The organism is Ensifer sp. ENS08 (genome assembly GCF_014852195.1).
Lineage (GTDB): Bacteria > Pseudomonadota > Alphaproteobacteria > Rhizobiales > Rhizobiaceae > Ensifer > Ensifer adhaerens.
Genome location: NZ_JACVBF010000033.1, coordinates 1 through 17,604, shown reverse-complemented (window position 1 = coordinate 17,604; position 17,604 = coordinate 1). Strand labels below are relative to the sequence as shown.

Genomic DNA, 17,604 nt, shown 5'->3' with positions numbered 1-17,604 from the left:
ACAACGTCACCGTTGCCGTTGAGCTGATCGTTCCGATCGCGATGGAAGAAAAGCTGCGCTTCGCAATCCGCGAAGGCGGCCGTACCGTCGGCGCAGGCATCGTTGCCTCGATCGTCGAGTAATCGACTGATTTCAGATCAGTAGAGAGGCCCCGCCGGCAACGGCGGGGCCTTTTTCGTTTCGGTTGTCGCCAGGACTTCGTCGATGAAGGCGCGCTTGCCGTGGGTGTAGATATCCCAATCGCCATTGGCCTGCTCTGCGAGTTGCCGCTTCAGGGCTTCGTAGCGGCTGGCGAGTGCGGGAGCGTCACGTAGCCGGTCCCTGAGCACTAGACGTGCCGCAGGGGCGGCGTTGTCGTCTCCACAGAGATAGAGCCTCGTGCAAGCGTTGCCATAGTAAACGTCCACAGGCCGCTTGCGTGCGGGTCGCCGTGAAAGGTGTAGCCTGCGTTGCAGAGGCGAGCGCTGAGCTCCGGCAGCTCCGCTACGTCCGCTACCACCGCATCGATATCGATCTTCGGCTTCGCGGCCAGTCCGGGTACCGCCGTGCTTCCGATGTGGTGGATCTCGCGGACGAAAGGCGAGAGCAGGGCGGTGATGGAAAGCGCCCGCGCCTCAAAGAGCGACGGCCAGAGAGGATCATATTCGACCAGCGTGATGCGCGACATGCGAATCGATTCCGGTGAGGAGAGCTTCTGGCAGGATAGCGAATGCCCGCAGCGCCGCGACCATTTCTGAGTGGCGAGGCAATGACTTGCCTTTCTTTGTGGGGCACTCCGGCCGGCAGGGCAGGGGATAGATGCGATTGAATGCGGATTTTTTCGGATCGGCGTTGAAAGGTGCTTGTCATCCTCCGGCAAACTGAATATGAAGCCGCTGACTTGAGGCGGCGAGACGTTGTTGAACGGGCACGCAGCCGAATAGGGGTATAGCTCAGTTGGTAGAGCGGCGGTCTCCAAAACCGCAGGTCGGGGGTTCGAGCCCCTCTGCCCCTGCCATTCTCTCCAGGCTTGCATAAGAGCTGAGGGTTCGGCAGAGTAAGTTTAAGGATCGGTTAGCCGGTCGACGAAATTCACAGAAAAGACTGATTGGCTCTTGTGGTTTTTAGAATCGGTCTTTATGTAGGGTCCAAACAGACACGCGGTGCGTGGGGCTGAATCATCGGCTTTACGCGCCGTAATGGCGTGAGCATTACATGGCATCCAAAACGAATCCGGTAACGTTTCTGCAGCAGGTTCGCTCTGAAACGTCGAAAGTGACCTGGCCCTCTCGGCGCGAGACGATGATCTCGACGCTGATGGTCTTTGTCATGGTCTTTTTTGCCGCTGCCTTCTTCTTTGCTGCGGACCAGTTGATGGGTTGGGCGATCGGCCTCATCCTCAACGTTGGCGCTTGATTGGGTGGAGGCTAGTATGGCTGCGCGCTGGTACATTGTTCACGCCTATTCGAACTTCGAAAAGAAGGTCGCTGAATCGATCGAGGAAAAGGCCAAGCAGAAGGGTCTCGAGCACCTGTTCGAGAAGATTCTCGTGCCGACCGAGAAGGTTGTCGAAGTGCGTCGCGGCCGCAAGGTTGACGCCGAGCGCAAGTTCTTCCCGGGCTATGTTCTGGTTCGCGCCAACCTGACGGATGAGGCTTTCCATCTCATCAAGAACACGCCGAAGGTAACCGGTTTCCTCGGTACCGACAGCAAGCCGGTTCCGATTCCGGACCATGAAGCCGAGCGCATCCTCGGTCAGGTCCAGGATGGCGTCGAGCGTCCGAAGCCTTCGGTCTCGTTCGAGATCGGCGAGCAGGTTCGCGTCTCCGACGGTCCGTTCGCCTCGTTCAACGGCGTCGTTCAGGATGTCGACGAAGAGCGTTCGCGCCTCAAGGTCGAAGTTTCGATCTTCGGCCGCGCGACCCCGGTCGAGCTGGAATACGGTCAGGTCGAGAAGGTCTGATAAGGCCTTAAAAGGATAGGGTGGGTTTAGGCCCATTCTGGCGGAGAAATCCGCATGCGCGTGGAAGGATGCCGGCCTTAGCCGGGTCGGATGTTCCGTACCACGCAACCGCAGCCGCCGGCCATCGAGGTCGGCAAGAGCCGGGTAACTGGCATAACAGGTTCCTGGAGCGATCCGTCGCTAGGGGATTTCAGAAAGGCAGAGAGAAATGGCTAAGAAAGTTGCAGGCCAGCTCAAGCTGCAGGTGAAGGCTGGGGCGGCCAATCCGTCTCCGCCGATCGGTCCTGCGCTCGGTCAGCGTGGCATTAACATCATGGAATTCTGCAAGGCGTTCAATGCCGCCACGCAGGAAATGGAAAAGGGTATGCCGATCCCGGTCGTCATCACCTATTACCAGGACAAGTCCTTCACCTTCGTCATGAAGCAGCCGCCGGTCAGCTACTTCCTGAAGAAGGAAGCAAAGATCCAGTCCGGCTCGAAGACCCCCGGCAAGGGCGGTTCGGCTGGCAAGCTCACCAAGGCTCAGATCAAGTCGATCGCCGAAGCCAAGATGAAGGATCTCAATGCCGCCGATATCGAAGGCGCAATGGCCATGATCGAGGGCTCTGCCCGCGCTATGGGCCTGGAAGTGGTAGGCTAAGACCATGGCGAAGATTGCAAAGCGAGTACAGAAGTCCCGCGAGGGCGTTGACCCGACGAAGATCTACGGTCTTACCGAAGCCGTCTCGATGGTCAAGGAACGCGCAACTGCCAAGTTCGACGAAACCGTCGAAGTTGCGATGAACCTCGGCGTTGACCCGCGCCACGCTGACCAGATGGTTCGCGGCGTTGTCAACCTGCCGAACGGCACCGGCCGCTCGGTTCGCGTCGCCGTTTTCGCACGGGGCGCCAAGGCTGACGAAGCCAAGGCTGCTGGTGCTGACGTCGTTGGCGCAGAAGAGCTCGTCGAAATCGTCCAGGGCGGCAAGATCGATTTCGATCGCTGCATCGCCACCCCGGACATGATGCCGCTCGTCGGTCGCCTCGGTAAGGTTCTCGGCCCGCGTGGCATGATGCCGAACCCGAAGGTTGGCACGGTTACGATGGATGTCGCTGGTGCCGTCAAGGCTTCCAAGGGCGGCGCCGTTGAGTTCCGCGTAGAGAAGGCCGGTATCGTTCACGCTGGCATCGGCAAGGCGTCCTTCGACGCCAAGGCACTGGAAGAAAACATCCGTGCTTTCGCTGACGCCGTGATCAAGGCAAAGCCGACCGGCGCCAAGGGCAACTACGTCAAGCGCGTCGCGATTTCGTCGACCATGGGCCCGGGTCTCAAGATCGACCCGGCCACGCTCAGCGTCGCCTAAAGAATTTTCGGGCTTCGGCCCAGGAAAGAGTTTCCGGCCCTTCGGGGCCGGAAATCCGGATTTCGATCCGGAACTCCTGTCCGAGATTGCGGGTGGTTATACCTTAATCACTTCGGCCTGCATGAGACGGGTAAGATCTGAATTTCGCCATGACGCCGGAGGCGTCGAAATTCGGTTCGAACCTCGCTTGCCTTGTGTCAGACCCGGCTCTTCCGGGAACGCCAAGGGACAGGATCCTTAAGCGTTATCAGGGATCGAGCTCGATCTCGGGTGACAAAGGCAAACCCGATGGGGCTGCATTATTGCAACCCTGTCTACTGGAGACAGACAGTGGAAAGAGCGGAAAAACGCGAATTCGTCACGGAGCTGAACGAAGTCTTCAAGGCTTCCGGTTCGGTTGTCGTGGCCCACTATGCTGGTGTCACAGTTGCGCAGATGAACGACTTCCGTTCGAAGATGCGCGCTGCTGGCGGCACCGTCAAAGTCGCGAAAAACCGCCTGGCCAAGATCGCTCTTCAGGGCACCGAGTCGGAAGGGATGACCAATCTCTTCAAGGGTCAGACGCTGATCGCATACAGCGAAGACCCGATCACGGCTCCTAAGGTTGTCATGGATTTCGCCAAGACCAACGACAAGCTCGTTGTTCTCGGTGGCGCCATGGGCACGACCACGCTCAACGCCGAAGCAGTCAAGTCGCTTGCGACCCTGCCTTCGCTCGACGAGCTGCGCGCAAAGCTGCTGGGCCTTCTCAATGCCCCGGCAACCCGCGTCGCAACGGTTGTTCAGGCACCGGCAAGCCAGCTTGCTCGCGTGTTCTCGGCCTATGCCAAGAAGGACGAAGCCGCCTAAGGCGGATTTTCGCTGTTGTATTTAAAACCAGTTCGAACCGAACAAAAGGAAAAGTAAAATGGCTGATCTCGCAAAGATCGTTGAAGACCTCTCCTCGCTGACCGTTCTGGAAGCTGCTGAGCTTTCCAAGCTGCTCGAAGAGAAGTGGGGCGTTTCGGCTGCTGCTCCGGTAGCTGTCGCTGCTGCTGGCGGCGCTGCTGCTCCGGCTGCTGCTGAAGAAGAAAAGACCGAGTTTGACGTTATCCTCGTTGACGCTGGCGCCAACAAGATCAACGTCATCAAGGAAGTTCGCGGCATCACCGGCCTCGGCCTCAAGGAAGCCAAGGACCTGGTCGAAGGCGCTCCGAAGCCGGTTAAGGAAGCAGTTTCCAAGGCTGAAGCTGCTGACCTCAAGAAGAAGCTCGAAGACGCTGGCGCCAAGGTTGACGTCAAGTAATTCGGCTACATGCAAGGGGAGGTGGCCTTTTCAGGCCGCCTCTCTTTGACCGTTTTTAGAACATATTACCCAAAAGCCTGTCGAAAAACGGCTTTTGGGTAATGGGTTCTTCAAGAGGATGGTCTCGAACGGAAGGCAGCACAGCAATCCGCGCTGAGCGTTTTTCGTTGGTTGGACGAGATTGAACTACTCATTGATTGACGGGGTCGACTGGCCATCGGTTCCCGTCCGTTGCAGGCCCGGATGCAAGATTGACAAGGAGCGACGATGGCTCAGACCCTTTCGTTTAACGGTCGCAGGCGCGTACGCAAGTTTTTTGGTAAAATTCCAGAAGTCGCAGAAATGCCGAACCTCATCGAGGTTCAAAAGGCATCCTACGACCAGTTTCTGATGGTTGAAGAGCCCAAGGGCGGTCGCCCTGATGAAGGGCTCCAAGCTGTTTTCAAGTCCGTTTTCCCGATCAAGGATTTCTCGGGCGCATCGATGCTTGAATTCGTTTCGTACGAATTCGAGCCGCCGAAGTTCGACGTCGAAGAATGCCGTCAGCGCGATCTGACCTACGCAGCGCCGCTCAAGGTGACGCTACGCCTCATCGTGTTCGATATCGACGAGGATACCGGCGCGAAGTCGATCAAGGACATCAAGGAACAGAACGTCTACATGGGCGACATGCCGCTCATGACCGACAACGGTACCTTCATCGTCAACGGCACCGAGCGCGTCATCGTTTCGCAGATGCACCGTTCGCCGGGCGTGTTCTTCGACCACGACAAGGGCAAGAGCCACTCGTCGGGCAAGCTGCTGTTTGCGGCGCGTGTCATTCCTTACCGCGGTTCCTGGCTCGACATCGAGTTCGATGCCAAGGATATCGTTCATGCCCGTATCGACCGTCGCCGCAAGATTCCGGTGACGTCGCTGCTGATGGCGCTCGGAATGGACGGCGAGGAAATCCTCGACACCTTCTACACGAAGTCGCTCTACCAGCGCGACGGCGAAGGCTGGCGCGTGCCGTTCCAGCCGGACGCCCTTAAGGGCCAGAAGGCCATCACCGAGATGGTCGACGCCGACACCGGCGAAGTCGTTGTTGAAGCTGGCAAGAAGCTGACCCCGCGTCTGCTGCGCCAGCTGCAGGAAAAGGGCCTGAAGGCGCTCAAGGCGACCAATGATGACCTCTACGGCAACTACCTTGCCGAAGACGTCGTCAACTACAGCACCGGCGAGATCTATCTCGAAGCCGGCGACGAAATCGACGAGAAGACCCTTCCGGTCATCCTCTCGGCTGGTTTCGACGAGATCCCGGTTCTCGACATCGACCACATCAATGTCGGCGCCTACATCCGCAACACGCTGACCGTGGACAAGAACGAGAACCGTCAGGACGCCCTGTTCGACATCTACCGCGTCATGCGTCCGGGTGAACCGCCGACCATGGATTCCGCGGAAGCCATGTTCAACACGCTGTTCTTCGATGCCGAGCGCTACGACCTTTCGGCCGTCGGTCGCGTCAAGATGAACATGCGTCTCGACCTCGAAGTTGCCGACACCGTGCGCATCCTGCGCAAGGAAGACATCCTGGCTGTCGTCAAGATGCTCGTCGAGCTGCGTGACGGCAAGGGCGAGATCGACGACATCGACAACCTCGGCAACCGCCGTGTTCGTTCGGTCGGCGAGCTCATGGAGAACCAGTACCGTCTCGGCCTGCTCCGCATGGAGCGCGCGATCAAGGAACGCATGTCCTCGATCGAAATCGACACGGTCATGCCGCAGGACCTGATCAACGCGAAGCCGGCTGCGGCCGCCGTTCGCGAGTTCTTCGGCTCCTCGCAGCTGTCGCAGTTCATGGACCAGGTGAACCCGCTTTCGGAAATCACCCACAAGCGCCGTCTCTCGGCTCTTGGCCCGGGTGGTCTGACCCGCGAGCGCGCCGGCTTCGAAGTCCGCGACGTTCACCCGACCCACTACGGCCGTATTTGCCCGATCGAAACGCCGGAAGGCCCGAACATCGGTCTGATCAACTCGCTTGCAACCTTTGCCCGCGTCAACAAGTACGGCTTCATCGAAAGCCCGTACCGGAAGATCGTTGACGGCAAGGTGACGAACGACGTCGTCTATCTCTCCGCAATGGAAGAGGCGAAGTACCACGTTGCCCAGGCAAACTCGGTTCTCGAGAACGATGGCTCGTTCGCTGAAGAGTTCGTTGTTTGCCGTCACGCCGGCGAAGTTATGCTGGCGCCGCGCGACAATATCAACCTGATGGACGTTTCGCCGAAGCAGCTCGTTTCGGTCGCAGCGGCGCTCATCCCGTTCCTCGAGAACGACGACGCCAACCGCGCACTGATGGGCTCGAACATGCAGCGTCAGGCCGTGCCGCTGCTGCGCGCCGAAGCACCGTTCGTCGGTACCGGCATGGAGCCGGTCGTTGCCCGTGACTCCGGCGCTGCTATTGCAGCCCGTCGTGGCGGTGTCGTTGACCAGGTTGACGCGACGCGTATCGTTATCCGCGCCACCGAAGACCTCGATCCGTCGAAGTCGGGCGTCGATATCTACCGTCTGCAGAAGTTCCAGCGCTCGAACCAGAACACCTGCGTCAACCAGCGCCCGCTGGTCACCGTCGGTGACATCCTGAACAAGGGCGACATCATCGCTGACGGCCCGTCGACCGACCTCGGTGACCTGGCTCTCGGCCGCAACGCGCTCGTCGCGTTCATGCCGTGGAACGGCTACAACTACGAAGACTCGATCCTGCTCTCCGAGCGGATCGTGCGCGACGACGTGTTCACCTCCATCCACATCGAAGAATTCGAAGTGATGGCGCGTGACACCAAGCTGGGTCCGGAAGAAATCACTCGCGACATTCCGAACGTTTCGGAAGAAGCGCTGCGCAACCTCGACGAAGCCGGTATCGTTTATATCGGTGCAGAGGTTCAGCCGGGTGACATCCTCGTCGGCAAGATCACGCCGAAGGGCGAAAGCCCGATGACGCCGGAAGAAAAGCTTCTGCGTGCCATCTTCGGTGAAAAGGCCTCCGACGTTCGCGACACCTCGATGCGCATGCCCCCGGGCACCTTCGGTACCGTCGTCGAAGTTCGCGTCTTCAACCGCCACGGCGTTGAGAAGGACGAGCGCGCGATGGCGATCGAGCGCGAGGAAATCGAACGCCTCGCCAAGGACCGCGACGACGAACAGGCGATCCTGGACCGCAACGTCTACGCCCGTCTCGTCGACATGCTGCGTGGCCACACGGCCGTTGCCGGCCCGAAGGGCTTCAAGAAGGGCACCGAGCTTTCGAACCTCGTCGTCAGCGAATACCCCCGCTCGCAGTGGTGGATGTTCGCCGTCGAAGACGAAAAGGCTCAGGGCGAGATCGAAGCTCTGCGCGCCCAGTACGACGAATCCAAGTCGCGCCTCGAACAGCGCTTCATGGACAAGGTCGAGAAGGTCCAGCGCGGCGACGAAATGCCTCCGGGCGTCATGAAGATGGTCAAGGTCTTCGTCGCTGTGAAGCGCAAGATCCAGCCGGGTGACAAGATGGCCGGCCGTCACGGCAACAAGGGCGTCGTGTCGCGTATCGTACCGATCGAAGACATGCCGTTCCTGGAAGACGGCACGCATGTCGACGTCGTTCTGAACCCGCTCGGCGTGCCTTCGCGCATGAACGTCGGCCAGATCCTCGAAACCCACCTTGGCTGGGCTTGCGCCGGCATGGGTCAGAAGATCGGCGCGATGCTCGACGCCTACAAGGCAGGTGCCGATATCCAGCCGCTGCGCGACACCATCGACAGCGTCATCGGGTCGGGCCCGAAGGGTGAGCCGATCAAGCAGTACGACGACGAGTCGATCGTGCGCCTGGCCGAGCAGACCCGTCGCGGCGTTTCGATTGCAACGCCGGTCTTCGACGGTGCTGTCGAAGCCGACGTCAACGAGATGCTGGAGCAGGCAGGTCTGAAGGTGACCGGTCAGTCGACGCTCTATGACGGCCGTACCGGCGATCAGTTCGACCGCCAGGTGACCGTGGGCTACATCTACATGTTGAAGCTCAACCACCTGGTCGACGACAAGATCCACGCCCGTTCGATCGGTCCGTACTCGCTCGTCACCCAGCAGCCGCTCGGTGGTAAGGCGCAGTTCGGCGGTCAGCGCTTCGGGGAAATGGAGGTCTGGGCGCTCGAAGCGTACGGCGCCGCCTACACCCTGCAGGAAATGCTGACGGTCAAGTCGGACGACGTTGCCGGTCGTACCAAGGTCTACGAAGCGATCGTCCGTGGCGACGATACCTTCGAAGCGGGCATTCCGGAGAGCTTCAACGTTCTCGTCAAGGAAATGCGCTCGCTGGGCCTTTCGGTCGAGCTCGAAAACTCGAAGGTCGACGAGGCTGGCGCGGCGCAGTTGCCCGACGCAGCCGAGTAAAGAGACCCAAGGTGCGTGCCGCTCATGCGGCGCGCACCGTTTCCGCCGGGAGACGCTGACGTCTCCGGCAGGAACGAAGCCGCAGCCAATGCGGTTTTAGCTGTTTATGGGGCAGGGGCCGGCGCCCGGGATTTGTCGGCACCCTCGCCAAGCTCAGGGCGTAAAGCCCGTAAAGGAGACAGGCATGAACCAAGAGGTCATGAATCTTTTCAATCCGCAGGTGCCTGCACAGACCTTCGATTCCATTCGGATTTCGATCGCCTCGCCGGAGAAGATTCTTTCCTGGTCTTACGGTGAGATCAAGAAGCCGGAGACGATCAACTACCGCACGTTCAAGCCGGAACGCGACGGTCTGTTCTGCGCGCGCATTTTTGGACCGATCAAGGACTACGAGTGCCTGTGCGGCAAGTACAAGCGCATGAAGTACAAGGGCATCATTTGCGAAAAGTGCGGCGTCGAAGTGACGTTGTCGCGCGTTCGCCGTGAGCGCATGGGCCACATCGAGCTCGCCGCTCCCGTTGCCCACATCTGGTTCCTGAAGTCGCTGCCGAGCCGCATTTCGACGCTGCTCGACATGACGCTGAAGGATGTCGAGCGCGTTCTGTACTTCGAAAACTACATCGTCACCGAGCCGGGTCTGACGTCGCTGAAGGAAAACCAGCTTCTCAGCGAAGAAGACTACATGCTCGCCGTCGACGAATTCGGCGAAGACCAGTTCACCGCCATGATCGGCGCCGAAGCGATCTACGAGATGCTCGCTTCGATGAACCTGGAAAAGATCGCCGGCGACCTGCGCGCCGAGCTCGCTGAGACGACCTCGGATCTGAAGCAGAAAAAGCTGATGAAGCGGCTGAAGATCGTCGAGAACTTCATGGATTCCGGCAACCGCCCGGAATGGATGATCATGAAGGTCGTTCCGGTGATCCCCCCGGATCTGCGTCCGCTCGTGCCGCTCGACGGTGGCCGCTTCGCGACGTCGGATCTGAACGATCTCTATCGCCGCGTCATCAACCGTAACAACCGTCTGAAGCGCCTGATCGAACTGCGCGCCCCGGGCATCATCATCCGCAACGAAAAGCGCATGCTGCAGGAATCTGTTGATGCGCTGTTCGACAACGGCCGTCGTGGCCGCGTCATCACCGGCGCCAACAAGCGTCCGCTGAAGTCGCTGTCCGACATGCTCAAGGGCAAGCAGGGCCGCTTCCGTCAGAACCTGCTCGGCAAGCGCGTCGACTATTCCGGCCGTTCGGTCATCGTGACCGGCCCGGAGCTGAAGCTGCACCAGTGCGGCCTGCCGAAGAAGATGGCGCTCGAGCTGTTCAAGCCGTTCATCTACGCGCGTCTTGACGCCAAGGGCTTCTCGTCCACCGTCAAGCAGGCAAAGAAGCTCGTCGAAAAGGAAAAGCCGGAAGTCTGGGATATCCTCGACGAGGTCATCCGCGAGCACCCGGTTCTCCTGAACCGTGCGCCGACGCTGCACCGCCTGGGCATCCAGGCCTTCGAACCGACCCTGGTCGAAGGCAAGGCGATCCAGCTGCACCCGCTCGTCTGCACGGCCTTCAACGCCGACTTCGACGGTGACCAGATGGCCGTTCACGTGCCGCTGTCGCTCGAAGCTCAGCTCGAAGCCCGCGTGCTGATGATGTCGACCAACAACATTCTGCACCCGGCAAACGGCGCGCCGATCATCGTTCCGTCGCAGGACATGGTTCTCGGTCTCTATTACTTGTCGATCCTGAACCAGAACGAGCCGGGCGAAGGCATGGCGTTCTCGGACATGGGCGAGTTGCACCACGCGCTCGAAACCAAGGCCGTGACGCTGCACGCCAAGATCCGTGGCCGCTTCAAGACCGTCGACGCCGAGGGCAACCCGGTTTCGAAGATCTATGAAACCACGCCTGGCCGCATGATCATCGGCGAGCTGCTGCCGCGCAACGTCAACGTGCCGTTCGACACCTGCAACCAGGAAATGACCAAGAAGAACATCTCCAAGATGATCGACACGGTCTACCGTCATTGCGGCCAGAAGGACACGGTCATCTTCTGCGACCGCATCATGCAGCTCGGCTTCGCCCATGCCTGCCGCGCCGGAATTTCGTTCGGCAAGGACGACATGGTCATTCCGGACACCAAGGTGAAGATCGTCGGCGACACTGAAGCGCTCGTGAAGGAATACGAGCAGCAGTACAATGACGGCCTCATCACCCAGGGCGAAAAGTACAACAAGGTCGTCGACGCCTGGGGCAAGGCGACCGAAAAGGTCGCCGAAGAAATGATGGCCCGCATCAAGGCGGTCGAGTTCGACGACAATGGTCGCCAGAAGCCGATGAACTCGATCTACATGATGTCGCACTCGGGTGCTCGTGGTTCTCCGAACCAGATGCGCCAGCTGGGCGGCATGCGTGGCCTCATGGCCAAGCCGTCGGGCGAAATCATCGAGACGCCAATCATCTCGAACTTCAAGGAAGGCCTGACCGTTAACGAGTACTTCAACTCGACCCACGGTGCCCGTAAGGGTCTGGCAGACACCGCCTTGAAGACCGCGAACTCCGGTTACCTGACCCGCCGTCTTGTCGACGTCGCGCAGGATTGCATCGTCAACTCCGTCGATTGCGGCACCGACAAGGGCCTCACCATGACGGCGATCGTCGATGCCGGTCAGGTCGTGGCTTCGCTTGGCGCTCGTATTCTCGGTCGTACGGCTTTGGACGACATCGATCACCCGGTCACGGGCGCTCGCATCGTCGACGCCGGCCGGATGATCCTTGAACCGGATGTCATCGAGATCGAGAAGGCTGGTATTCAGTCGATCCGCATCCGCTCGGCGCTGACCTGCGAAATCCAGACGGGCGTTTGCGGCGTCTGCTACGGCCGCGACCTGGCTCGTGGTACGCCGGTCAACATGGGCGAAGCGGTTGGCGTTATCGCCGCACAGTCGATCGGTGAACCGGGCACCCAGCTCACCATGCGTACCTTCCACTTGGGTGGTACGGCGACCGTGGTTGACCAGTCGTTCCTGGAAGCGTCCTACGAAGGTACGGTTCAGATCAAGAACCGCAACATGCTGCGCAACTCTGACGGCGTTCTCGTCGCCATGGGTCGTAACATGGCCGTCCAGATCCTGGATGAACGTGGCGTCGAGCGGTCCTCGCAGCGCGTTGCCTACGGTTCGAAGATCCTCGTCGACGATGGCGACAAGGTGAAGCGCGGTCAGCGTCTCGCCGAATGGGACCCCTACACCCGTCCGATGATGACGGAAGTGGAAGGTACCGTTCACTTCGAAGACGTCGTCGACGGCATCTCGGTTCTGGAAGCGACCGACGAGTCCACCGGCATCACCAAGCGTCAGGTTATCGATTGGCGTTCGACGCCGCGCGGTACGGACCTGAAGCCGGCGATCGTCATCAAGGACAAGAACGGCGCAGTCATGAAGCTGTCGCGTGGTGGCGACGCCCGCTTCATGCTTTCGGTTGACGCCATTCTGTCGGTCGAACCGGGCACGAAGGTTTCGCAGGGTGACGTGCTTGCACGTTCGCCGCTCGAAAGCGCCAAGACCAAGGACATCACCGGTGGTCTGCCGCGCGTTGCCGAACTGTTCGAAGCACGTCGTCCGAAGGATCACGCCATCATCGCTGAGATCGATGGTACGATCCGCTTCGGCCGCGACTACAAGAACAAGCGTCGCGTTCTGATCGAGCCGGCGGAAGACGGTGTCGAGCCGGTCGAATACCTGATCCCGAAGGGCAAGCCCTTCCATCTTCAGGATGGCGACTACATCGAAAAGGGCGACTACATCCTCGACGGCAACCCGGCGCCGCACGACATCCTGGCGATCAAGGGCGTGGAAGCACTTGCTTCCTACCTGGTCAACGAAATCCAGGAAGTCTACCGACTGCAGGGCGTTGTCATCAACGACAAGCACATCGAGGTGATCGTCCGTCAGATGCTGCAGAAGGTTGAAATCACCGACGCCGGTGACTCGACCTACATCGTCGGCGACAACGTCGACCGCATCGAGCTCGAAGACGTCAACGACGGCCTGATCGAACAGGGCAAGAAGCCGGCTTACGGCGATCCGGTCCTGCTCGGCATCACCAAGGCCTCGCTGCAGACGCCGTCGTTCATCTCGGCAGCGTCGTTCCAGGAGACCACGAAGGTCCTGACGGAAGCCGCAATCGCCGGCAAGACCGACGGCCTGCAGGGTCTGAAGGAAAACGTCATCGTCGGCCGTCTGATCCCGGCCGGTACCGGCGGCACGATGACCCAGATCCGTCGCATCGCAACCGCGCGCGACGAAATGATCCTGGAAGAGCGTCGTCGCGGCACCGGTGCAGACGTGGCAACGCCGATGCTCGCCGATCTCGCAAGCGAGAACGCGGCAGCCGAATAATGGGGGAGGGCGTGTTCGCCCTCCAACCTCACAAAAGAAGAAGCCGCCGAGAGCGATCTCGGCGGCTTCTTCTTTTGCAAATACGGTCTTGGGAGCTGGTGCGATGGGCTGTCTTGCAGCGTCTCAGCTGAAGCGGATGATCGCGACTTCGCCTTCGAGCGCACCCTGATAGGCGGACGCGTGCGGCTCTTCGCTCGGAACGTCGGTCAATGTGCCGATCTGGTCCAGGTCGGCCTCGAGAAAACCTTCTTCTGCAAGCGCGTTGAGCGCTTCGCGTACCGCGGTATCGTCGTCGGGCGCCTTCAGCATTACGTGAATGTCCACGCCGTCCTCGTCGCCGTCGGTCTCGTAGGCCTTGCCGATTATGATGAACACCATCGGCTCGTCCGGGGCATTGTCGTTGTCTGGGGTGACGGCCATTTTGTTTCCTTTCGAATGGGTTTGGTGCGACCTTAGCTTCCTTTTTGAATCAGCGCGATGGAAATGCAATGCCGCGCGGACGCTTCCGTTGAGAGCGAGTCGATCATCGTGGAAAACCCCCACAAAGTGGTTGCCGATTCCTTAATCCCGTCAGACACTCCGGGCACAGAAGGGCAGATGAGGCGGGCGCCAGGCGCCAAACCATGTGCAAAAGCCTTGTTTTTCAGGCATGCCGGGCGAACGCGTCCGGGAATATTTCTTAATTGCCCTTGACTGTTCGCCTTGAAATCAGTACACCCCGCCGCATCGGAGCCCATGTGAGGCTGGCTGGTTCGGAACGTCGCGTTCTGAAGTTCGCCTCAAACAAGGTTCGAAACGCACGCTGACGACTACAATGCTGCACGCACGACGCACGAAATAGTGCGTCCTCTGCTTTATTTGGGGCCATCTGCGGAAAAGGCGGATCGGCCCTTGTTTTGCGCATTTCATGAGGCGTTCGAAACTGCCGGCGACGGCAACGATCCGCCCGCAAGGGTAATGTGACAAGATTTTGCAAGGGATGGGTATATGCCTACCGTAAACCAGCTGATCCGTAAGCCTCGTCAGGCACAGGTAAAGCGCAACAAGGTTCCTGCTCTGCAGGAAAACCCGCAGAAGCGTGGCGTTTGCACCCGCGTTTACACGACGACCCCGAAGAAGCCGAACTCGGCTCTGCGTAAGGTTGCCAAGATTCGCCTGACGAACGGCTTCGAAGTCATCGGCTACATTCCGGGTGAAGGCCACAACCTTCAGGAACACTCGGTCGTGATGATCCGTGGCGGCCGCGTTAAGGACCTTCCGGGTGTTCGTTATCACATCATCCGCGGTGTTCTCGATACTCAGGGCGTCAAGAACCGCAAGCAGCGCCGTTCGAAGTACGGTGCGAAGCGTCCGAAGTAATTCGGTTTTGAAAATCCCGGCGCTGCGCGAGGTCCTCCGCGTGGTAGAGCGCTAAATAGTTTGAAGAGACGAGAAGTATGTCCAGACGTCATAGAGCAGAAAAGCGTGAGATCAACCCGGATCCGAAGTTCGGTGATCTGGTTGTCACGAAGTTCATGAATGCGATCATGCTGCACGGCAAGAAGTCGGTCGCTGAAACCATCGTTTACGGTGCGTTCGATGCGGTTCAGGCCAAGCTGAAGCAGGAGCCGATCGCTGTATTCCATTCCGCGCTCGACAACATCGCGCCGCACGTTGAAGTGCGTTCGCGTCGCGTTGGTGGTGCAACCTACCAGGTTCCGGTCGACGTTCGTCCGGAGCGTCGCCAGGCTCTCGCCATCCGTTGGCTGATCACGGCTGCACGCAAGCGCAACGAAACGACCATGGTTGATCGCCTCTGCGGCGAACTCATGGACGCAGCGAACAACCGTGGTAGCGCCGTGAAGAAGCGCGAAGACACGCACAAGATGGCTGATGCCAACCGTGCGTTCTCGCACTATCGCTGGTAATTCTGGCGCGAACGTCTCAAGAGGCAGTCCACTATGGCACGCGAATACAAAATCGAAGATTACCGTAACTTCGGTATCATGGCGCACATCGACGCCGGCAAGACCACGACGACCGAGCGCATTCTCTACTACACCGGCAAGTCCCACAAGATCGGCGAAGTCCACGACGGCGCCGCTACCATGGACTGGATGGAGCAGGAACAGGAACGCGGCATCACGATCACGTCTGCTGCGACGACCACCTTCTGGAAGGGTCGTGACGGCAAGGCTCGCCGCTTCAACATCATCGACACCCCCGGCCACGTTGACTTCACCATCGAAGTCGAGCGTTCGCTGCGCGTTCTCGACGGCGCCATCGCGCTGCTCGACGCCAACGCCGGTGTTGAGCCGCAGACGGAAACCGTCTGGCGTCAGGCGGAAAAGTACAACGTTCCGCGCATGATCTTCTGCAACAAGATGGACAAGACCGGCGCGGACTTCTACCGCTCGGTCGAGATGATCAAGACCCGTCTGGGCGCGATCGCCGTCGTCATGCAGCTGCCGATCGGCGCTGAAACCGAGTTCAAGGGTGTTATCGACCTGGTCGAGATGAACGCTCTCGTCTGGCGCGACGAATCGCTCGGCGCCCAGTGGGACGTCGTCGAGATTCCGGACGACATGAAGGACAAGGCCGAAGAATATCGCGAGAAGCTGATCGAGACCGTTGTCGAGATCGACGAAGCCGCGATGGAAGCCTACCTCGAAGGCAACATGCCCTCGAACGACAAGATCCGCGAACTCGTTCGCCGCGGCACCATCGACGTGAAGTTCCACCCGATGTTCTGCGGTACCGCGTTCAAGAACAAGGGCGTTCAGCCGCTTCTCGACGCGGTTGTCGACTACCTGCCGTCGCCGCTCGACATTCCGGCGATCAAGGGCATCGACGCCAAGACCGAAGCCGAGATCGAGCGTCACGCTGACGACGCCGAGCCGCTTTCGATGCTCGCGTTCAAGATCATGAACGACCCCTTCGTCGGTTCGCTGACCTTCGCACGCATCTATTCGGGCAAGCTCGAAAAGGGCTCGTCTGTCATGAACACGGTCAAGGACAAGCGCGAGCGCGTCGGCCGTATGCTGCAGATGCACTCGAACTCGCGTGAAGACATCGAAGAAGCCTTCGCAGGCGACATCGTTGCTCTTGCCGGTCTCAAGGAAACCACCACGGGTGACACGCTTTGCGATCCGCTGAAGCCGGTTATCCTCGAGCGCATGGAATTCCCGGAGCCGGTCATCCAGATCGCGATCGAGCCGAAGTCCAAGGGCGACCAGGAAAAGATGGGTCTCGCGCTCAACCGCCTGGCAGCTGAAGACCCGTCGTTCCGCGTCAAGACCGACCAGGAATCCGGCCAGACGATCATCGCTGGCATGGGCGAACTTCACCTCGACATCATCGTCGACCGTATGCGTCGCGAGTTCAAGGTTGAAGCCAACGTCGGTGCTCCGCAGGTTGCCTACCGCGAAACCATCACGCGTCAGCACGAAGAAGACTACACGCACAAGAAGCAGTCCGGTGGTACCGGTCAGTTCGCGCGCGTCAAGATCGTGTTCGAACCGAACCCGGATGGCGAAGATTTCGTCTTCGAATCCAAGATCGTCGGTGGTGCTGTTCCGAAGGAATACATCCCGGGCGTTCAGAAGGGTATCGAAAGCGTTCTGTCTTCGGGTCCGCTCGCTGGCTTCCCGATGCTCGGCGTCAAGGCGACGCTCATCGACGGTGCATTCCACGACGTCGACTCGTCGGTTCTCGCCTTCGAAATCGCATCGCGTGCTTGCTTCCGTGAAGCGGCCAAGAAGGCTGGTGCACAGCTTCTCGAGCCGATGATGAAGGTCGAAGTCGTAACGCCGGAAGACTACGTCGGCGACGTTATCGGCGACCTGAACTCCCGCCGTGGCCAGATCCAGGGCCAGGAATCGCGTGGCGTTGCCGTTGTGATCAACGCAAACGTTCCGCTGGCGAACATGTTCAAGTACGTCGACAACCTGCGCTCCATGTCTCAGGGCCGCGCGCAGTACACGATGACCTTCGATCACTACGCGCCGGTTCCGTCGAACGTCGCGCAGGAAATCCAGGCGAAGTATTCCGGTCAGAAGTGACCGGAATACCAAGACGCTGACAGAAGTTAAAAGTTTTCCCCGGTAGGGGATAGAAAACGGAGAGCCGGAAATGGCAAAGAGCAAATTTGAGCGCAACAAGCCGCACGTTAACATTGGCACGATTGGCCACGTTGACCATGGCAAGACGTCGCTGACCGCAGCGATCACGAAGTACTTCGGCGAGTTCAAGGCGTACG

At 59.6% G+C, this 17,604-nt stretch carries 15 protein-coding genes, 1 tRNA gene and 1 pseudogene; 14 read left to right on the top strand and 3 right to left on the bottom strand.

Going from position 1 to position 17,604, the window contains the following annotated elements; genetic code table 11:
• Positions 1-122, top strand: a pseudogene (gene tuf, locus IB272_RS34010) (elongation factor Tu); the annotation flags it as partial.
• A gap of 15 nt (positions 123-137) precedes the next feature.
• On the opposite strand, the gene IB272_RS35735 reads toward tuf, so the two are convergent.
• Positions 138-329, bottom strand: coding sequence for a GrpB family protein (locus IB272_RS35735; protein ID WP_348646847.1), 192 nt, complete (start codon positions 327-329; stop codon positions 138-140).
• Positions 329-667, bottom strand: coding sequence for a GrpB family protein (locus tag IB272_RS35730; RefSeq protein ID WP_318267223.1), 339 nt, complete (start codon positions 665-667; stop codon positions 329-331). The genes IB272_RS35735 and IB272_RS35730 overlap by 1 nt, the downstream gene beginning before the upstream one ends.
• A 254-nt stretch (positions 668-921) precedes the next feature.
• Here IB272_RS35730 and IB272_RS34000 point away from each other — a divergent pair.
• From IB272_RS34000 to rpoC, 9 genes are all read left to right on the top strand, one after another.
• Positions 922-997 (top strand) — tRNA-Trp (locus IB272_RS34000).
• A gap of 197 nt (positions 998-1,194) precedes the next feature.
• Positions 1,195-1,395: a preprotein translocase subunit SecE gene (gene secE / locus IB272_RS33995; protein ID WP_034795473.1), complete on the top strand. Its 201-nt coding sequence runs from the start codon at positions 1,195-1,197 to the stop codon at positions 1,393-1,395.
• Between the two features lie 16 nt (positions 1,396-1,411).
• Complete coding sequence (gene nusG / locus IB272_RS33990) at positions 1,412-1,942, top strand: transcription termination/antitermination protein NusG (protein ID WP_034795476.1); 531 nt, start codon at positions 1,412-1,414, stop codon at positions 1,940-1,942.
• Positions 1,943-2,150: 208 nt separating this feature from the next.
• Entirely contained in the window at positions 2,151-2,582 is a 432-nt protein-coding gene (rplK, locus tag IB272_RS33985) for a 50S ribosomal protein L11 (RefSeq protein ID WP_034795479.1), read from the top strand.
• Positions 2,583-2,586: 4 nt separating this feature from the next.
• Positions 2,587-3,285, top strand: a complete 699-nt coding sequence (gene rplA / locus IB272_RS33980) for a 50S ribosomal protein L1 (RefSeq protein WP_034795482.1) — start codon at positions 2,587-2,589, stop codon at positions 3,283-3,285.
• A gap of 330 nt (positions 3,286-3,615) precedes the next feature.
• The gene (gene rplJ / locus IB272_RS33975; protein WP_034795485.1) at positions 3,616-4,134 is read left to right on the top strand and encodes a 50S ribosomal protein L10; all 519 of its coding nucleotides are present in this window, start codon (positions 3,616-3,618) and stop codon (positions 4,132-4,134) included.
• A 58-nt stretch (positions 4,135-4,192) separates the two neighbouring features.
• Positions 4,193-4,570, top strand: coding sequence for a 50S ribosomal protein L7/L12 (rplL, locus tag IB272_RS33970; RefSeq protein ID WP_034795489.1), 378 nt, complete (start codon positions 4,193-4,195; stop codon positions 4,568-4,570).
• Positions 4,571-4,837: 267 nt separating this feature from the next.
• Positions 4,838-8,977: a DNA-directed RNA polymerase subunit beta gene (rpoB, locus tag IB272_RS33965; RefSeq protein WP_034795492.1), complete on the top strand. Its 4,140-nt coding sequence runs from the start codon at positions 4,838-4,840 to the stop codon at positions 8,975-8,977.
• Between the two features lie 184 nt (positions 8,978-9,161).
• Positions 9,162-13,367 carry a DNA-directed RNA polymerase subunit beta' gene (rpoC, locus tag IB272_RS33960; protein ID WP_034795495.1) on the top strand — a complete coding sequence of 1,402 codons (4,206 nt, stop codon included), beginning with the start codon at positions 9,162-9,164 and terminating at the stop codon, positions 13,365-13,367.
• 123 nt (positions 13,368-13,490) lie between these two features.
• On the opposite strand, the gene IB272_RS33955 is transcribed toward rpoC, so the two are convergent.
• A complete protein-coding gene (locus tag IB272_RS33955) occupies positions 13,491-13,787 on the bottom strand; it encodes a hypothetical protein (RefSeq protein WP_034795498.1) in 297 nt (98 codons plus the stop codon).
• A gap of 567 nt (positions 13,788-14,354) precedes the next feature.
• Between IB272_RS33955 and rpsL the strand changes: the two genes are divergently transcribed.
• The 4 genes from rpsL to IB272_RS33935 all read left to right on the top strand — a co-directional run.
• A complete protein-coding gene (gene rpsL / locus IB272_RS33950; RefSeq protein WP_003507760.1) occupies positions 14,355-14,726 on the top strand; it encodes a 30S ribosomal protein S12 in 372 nt (123 codons plus the stop codon).
• Between the two features lie 77 nt (positions 14,727-14,803).
• Positions 14,804-15,274: a 30S ribosomal protein S7 gene (gene rpsG, locus IB272_RS33945; RefSeq protein ID WP_034795512.1), complete on the top strand. Its 471-nt coding sequence runs from the start codon at positions 14,804-14,806 to the stop codon at positions 15,272-15,274.
• A 33-nt stretch (positions 15,275-15,307) separates the two neighbouring features.
• The gene (gene fusA, locus IB272_RS33940; protein ID WP_034795515.1) at positions 15,308-17,407 is read left to right on the top strand and encodes an elongation factor G; all 2,100 of its coding nucleotides are present in this window, start codon (positions 15,308-15,310) and stop codon (positions 17,405-17,407) included.
• Between the two features lie 70 nt (positions 17,408-17,477).
• On the top strand, positions 17,478-17,604 hold a 127-nt coding region (locus IB272_RS33935), incomplete at its 3' end, for a GTP-binding protein (RefSeq protein ID WP_244520023.1).

Bases quoted from the DNA above. Each gene is read 5' to 3' on its own strand.
- fusA (WP_034795515.1), top strand. From the start codon at position 15,308: ATGGCACGCGAATACAAAATCGAAGATTACCGTAACTTCGGTATCATG.
- IB272_RS35730 (WP_318267223.1), bottom strand. From the start codon at position 667: ATGTCGCGCATCACGCTGGTCGAATATGATCCTCTCTGGCCGTCGCTC.
- rpsL (WP_003507760.1), top strand. From the start codon at position 14,355: ATGCCTACCGTAAACCAGCTGATCCGTAAGCCTCGTCAGGCACAGGTA.
- rplK (WP_034795479.1), top strand. From the start codon at position 2,151: ATGGCTAAGAAAGTTGCAGGCCAGCTCAAGCTGCAGGTGAAGGCTGGG.
- rpoB (WP_034795492.1), top strand. From the start codon at position 4,838: ATGGCTCAGACCCTTTCGTTTAACGGTCGCAGGCGCGTACGCAAGTTT.
- rpsG (WP_034795512.1), top strand. From the start codon at position 14,804: ATGTCCAGACGTCATAGAGCAGAAAAGCGTGAGATCAACCCGGATCCG.
- rplA (WP_034795482.1), top strand. From the start codon at position 2,587: ATGGCGAAGATTGCAAAGCGAGTACAGAAGTCCCGCGAGGGCGTTGAC.
- IB272_RS33955 (WP_034795498.1), bottom strand. From the start codon at position 13,787: ATGGCCGTCACCCCAGACAACGACAATGCCCCGGACGAGCCGATGGTG.
- secE (WP_034795473.1), top strand. From the start codon at position 1,195: ATGGCATCCAAAACGAATCCGGTAACGTTTCTGCAGCAGGTTCGCTCT.
- rplL (WP_034795489.1), top strand. From the start codon at position 4,193: ATGGCTGATCTCGCAAAGATCGTTGAAGACCTCTCCTCGCTGACCGTT.
- rpoC (WP_034795495.1), top strand. From the start codon at position 9,162: ATGAACCAAGAGGTCATGAATCTTTTCAATCCGCAGGTGCCTGCACAG.
- nusG (WP_034795476.1), top strand. From the start codon at position 1,412: ATGGCTGCGCGCTGGTACATTGTTCACGCCTATTCGAACTTCGAAAAG.